We start from the raw sequence: 4,101 nt of genomic DNA, 5'->3' as shown, positions 1-4,101 counted from the left end.
GGCGGCCGCCGCCGCGCCGGCCACCCGGCTCGCGGCGGTGCCGGAACAGCCCGCCGCGCACGTCGGGCTCGCCCCGGCCGACGGGCAGGACCTGGTCATCCCGCTCACCGGCATCCGCAAGGTGATCGCCGACAAGCTCTCCCGCAGCCGGCGGGAGATCCCCGAGGTGACCATCTGGGTGGACGTGGACGCCACCGGACTGCTGGAGACCCGGGCGGCGATCAACGCCGCCACCCCGGACGCCCCGGTGAGCATCCTGGCCCTGCTGGCCCGGATCTGCCTCAGCGGGCTACGGCGGTTCCCGCAGCTCAACGCGCACGTCGACACCGAGGGGCAGCGGATCGTCCAGTCGGCCGGGGTGCACCTGGGCATCGCCGCGCAGACCGACCGGGGCCTGGTCGTCCCGGTGCTGCGCGACGCCCAGCGGCTCACCACCCGGGAACTGGCCGCCGCGCTGGCGGAGACCACCGCCGCGGCCCGGGCCGGCACGCTGCCGCCGGCCCGGCTGACCGGCGGCACCTTCACCCTCAACAACTACGGGGTGTTCGGCGTGGACGGCTCGACGCCGATCATCAACCACCCGGAGGCGGCCCTGCTCGGGGTGGGCCGGATCGTGGACAAGCCCTGGGTGGTCGACGGGCAGCTCGCGGTACGCAAGGTGACCCAGCTCAGCCTCACCTTCGACCACCGGGTCTGTGACGGTGGCGTGGCGGGCGGCTTCCTGCGGCACGTCGCCGACTGCGTCGAGCAGCCGGCGCTGCTGGTCGCGAACGTCTGAGCGGTACGGGGCGGAGCCGGCCGGGCTGGCCGGCTCCGCCGCCGGACGGCGTGGTGTCCGGTTCGTCCGTCCGGTGGTGCCGGGCGGCGGGGAGCGTGGGCACGGCGTTTTCCGGTCGGTGGGCCGGGAAATCGGCGCCCGGGGGAAACGACCGGACCGCCGAGGGGAGCACCCGTGCCGTACCAGGGTCTGACCGCCACCGTGCGGGACCGTCGCCCGGCCGTCGCCGGTGCGCCGTTGTGGTGCGACGCGCACGAGTACGGGCTGACCGGCGACGGGGTGACCAACGACCAGCCGGCGCTCGCCGCCCTGGTGGACCGGCTCGGCGACGGGTACGCCGCCGACGGGCGGGCCCGGGTGATCTACTGCCCGCCGGGGATCTACTCGATCCGCGACGCCGGCACGGTGTGGCGCAGCGGGGTCTCGCTGATCGGGGCCGGTTCGGCGGCGACCCGGTTCCTGCTCAGCAACGAGGGCAACCGGTCCGACCCGACGCCGCTGGCCTTCTGGACCACGCTGCAGCACGGCGCGGACCGGGACCGGCACATCGCCGACTGCACCTTCGCCGACTTCGAGATCGACGGCTCCGGCGTGGCCATGGCCGAGTACAACTACCTGGCGAAGGGGCTGGGCCTGCAGTACGTGGTGCGCGGGGTGTTCCGCAACCTCTACATCCACCACACCGCGGCGAGCGGGCTCGGCTGCGACTTCCTGCAGGACAGCGTCATCGACGGCGTGGTGGTGGTCGGCTGCGGCCGGCTGGACAACGGCGAGGAGATCGGTGGGGCCGGCATCGGCGTCGGCATCGGCGGCTGGGGCAAGGTCGAGCGGCTCACCATCGCCAACTGCACCGCGTTGGGCAACGGCACCAACGGCATCTTCCTGGAGCTGCAGAAGGACTACTGGTCGCCGCCGTACGGCTACCGGATCATCGGCTGCCACAGCCAGAACAACCGGTTCGGCATCTCCGACTGGGGTGCCGACGGGCTGATCGTCACCGGCTGCACGCTGACCGACAACCTGGAGGCCGGCTTCGACGTCTCGGCCAACGGCACCTCCGGGGTGGCCGGTCGGGGCGGGCTGCTGACCGACTGCATGATCGACGGCAACATCCAGGACGGGATCAGCATGGGCAACACCCCCGGCCCGTACACGGTGCGGGGCAACCGGATCAGCGGCAACGGCGCGTACGGCTACCACGAGCACAACCTCGGCGAGGGCTACCGGGGCGCGGCGACGGAGGTGGTGGTCGAGAGCAACGAGTTCTGGGGCAACGGCCTGGACGCGATCCGCATCGACCGCCCGATGACCGACGCGACGCTGCTCAACAACCGGATCCGCAACAACGGGCGGCAGTGCGGTGCAGCCTGCGCCGGCGGCGGCGAGACGGTCCGGTACAGCGACAAGACGCTGGTCGACCGCTCGGCGAACTGGGCGGCGGACGCCCACCGGGGCAAGGTGCTGCGGGTCGGCGAGCGGGTGGCGGTGGTCGCCGCCAACACCTCCACCGAACTCACCCTCGCCCCGGTGCGCCCCGACTCCTCCACCGCCTGGAGCGGTGACACGCCGCTGCCCGGGACGCCGTACGAGCTGCCCGCCGCGCCGGACACCCGGGCCGGGATCACCATCAACGGGCCGGTCGACTCGGCGACGATCCGGGGCAACCGCGTCTGGGACAGCCACGACCCGCGCACCCAGTCCCACGGGCTGTGGATCACCGAGCGGGGCAGCTGTATGGCCTGCCGGGTCGAGGACAACGACCTCGGCGGCAACGCCGGGAGCGCCACCCGGCTGGACACCCCGCCGGTCGGCGGCCGGTGGGACCGCAACCACGGCGACGAGGACTGGGACTGAACGACCCGAGTCGGTACGCCGGGGACACGGACCACCCAGGCTTCCTTTTCCGGGACGGCCGGGCCGCGAATTCGCGGCCGAGCACACCGGCGACCAAAAGCCCAGCCGTTTCCGAGCATTTCCCGCGAAAGTGCGCCACGGCCCGAGAAGCGCCGTACAGAATGTGGCCAAGGGTAAATGGAAACGGGGGGCTGAATATGGATGTGAGGCGGCGACTGAGGCTATTGGCGGTGACCATCGCAGCCACACCGTTGATCCTCGGCGGGTGCACGGCGGACCGGAAGGACGCCACCGGCTCGGCGCCGGGCAGGGCCCCGGACCCCGCGGTCGCGCTGACCCCCGCCGACCGGGCGAAGGACGTCCCGGTCAGCGCGGAGGTCGGGACGAGCGTGAGCCACGGGAAGGTCACCGGCGTCAAGCTCACCGACGACAAGGGGAAGCAGGTCGCGGGGGAGCCGCGCGAGGACGGGTCGAGCTGGGTGCCGAGCACCCCGCTGGAGAACGGCCGGACCTACACCGCGGAGGTGACCGCCACCGGGAAGAAGGGGCGGACCACCGTTGGGCGGACGACCTTCACCACATCGCCCAAATCAACCAGACAGGCGATTCAGAGCACGTTGTATTTCGCCGGAAATCAGACGTTCGGCACCGCGATGCCGGTGACCGTCGCATTCGATCCGCCAATTCCCAAAGAGGCCCAGGCGGCCGTGCAGCGGCGATTGTTCGTGAAGACCGACCCGCCGCAGCCGGGTACCTGGTCCTGGATGGCGGACGGCAAGCAGGTCGAATACCGGGCGCCGGATTTCTGGAAGCCCGGCACGAAGATCAGCGTGCGCTCGGGACTGGCGGGACTCCCGATCGGCAAGGAGTTCATCGGTGACGAGGACCGCCGGTCCACCTCGAAGATCGGCCGGCAGTTGGCCCTCGAGATCGACAACGCCACCAAGCAGATGTCGGTCCTCCAGGACGGCAAGCTGCTCCGCAAGATCCCGGTGAGTCTCGGCAAGTCGAGCACCCCGACCTCGAGCGGCAAGATGGTGATCATGGAGAAGCACGAGATGACCACGTTCGACACCCGGGGTTCGGCCGACCCTTATGTGGTCGACGTCGAGGACGCGCAGCGGCTCACCTGGGGCGGCGAGTTCATCCACGCCGCGCCGTGGTCGGAGTGGGATCAGGGCAACATCAACGTCTCGCACGGCTGCACCAACGTGTCGGTGGCGGCGGCGGACTGGCTGATGAGCACGACCAAGGTGGGTGACCTGGTGACCGTCAAGGGCACCGAGGTGCAGTTGGACCAGGGCAACGGCTTCACCGCCTGGAACGTCAGCTGGGACGAGTTCGCCAAGGGCAGCGCGCTGCCCGTGCCGCCCGGCCTGAAGCCGGCGCCTGTCACGCACCCGGCGCACCCGGGGGCGGTGGCCGGCGGATCGTGGCCCGCACCCGGGCCGTCCGCCAGCGGCGGCCTG

Annotated in this window: 3 protein-coding genes; all 3 read left to right on the top strand. The window is 71.6% G+C overall.

What is annotated here, in order from left to right; all coding sequences use genetic code 11:
* A partial coding sequence (locus JNW89_RS29650) for a dihydrolipoamide acetyltransferase family protein (RefSeq protein ID WP_238451600.1) occupies positions 1-778 on the top strand: 778 nt, incomplete at its 5' end.
* Between the two features lie 174 nt (positions 779-952).
* On the top strand, positions 953-2,632 hold the full coding sequence (locus tag JNW89_RS29645) for a right-handed parallel beta-helix repeat-containing protein (protein ID WP_238451599.1): 1,680 nt from the start codon (positions 953-955) through the stop codon (positions 2,630-2,632).
* 197 nt (positions 2,633-2,829) lie between these two features.
* The coding region (locus JNW89_RS29640) for an Ig-like domain-containing protein (RefSeq protein WP_238451598.1) at positions 2,830-4,101 on the top strand (1,272 nt) is incomplete at its 3' end.

This window comes from Micromonospora sp. 4G55 (assembly GCF_016803375.1).
Note: the sequence above shows the minus strand (reverse complement) of the source record. Positions and strands in the feature narration are given on the sequence as shown.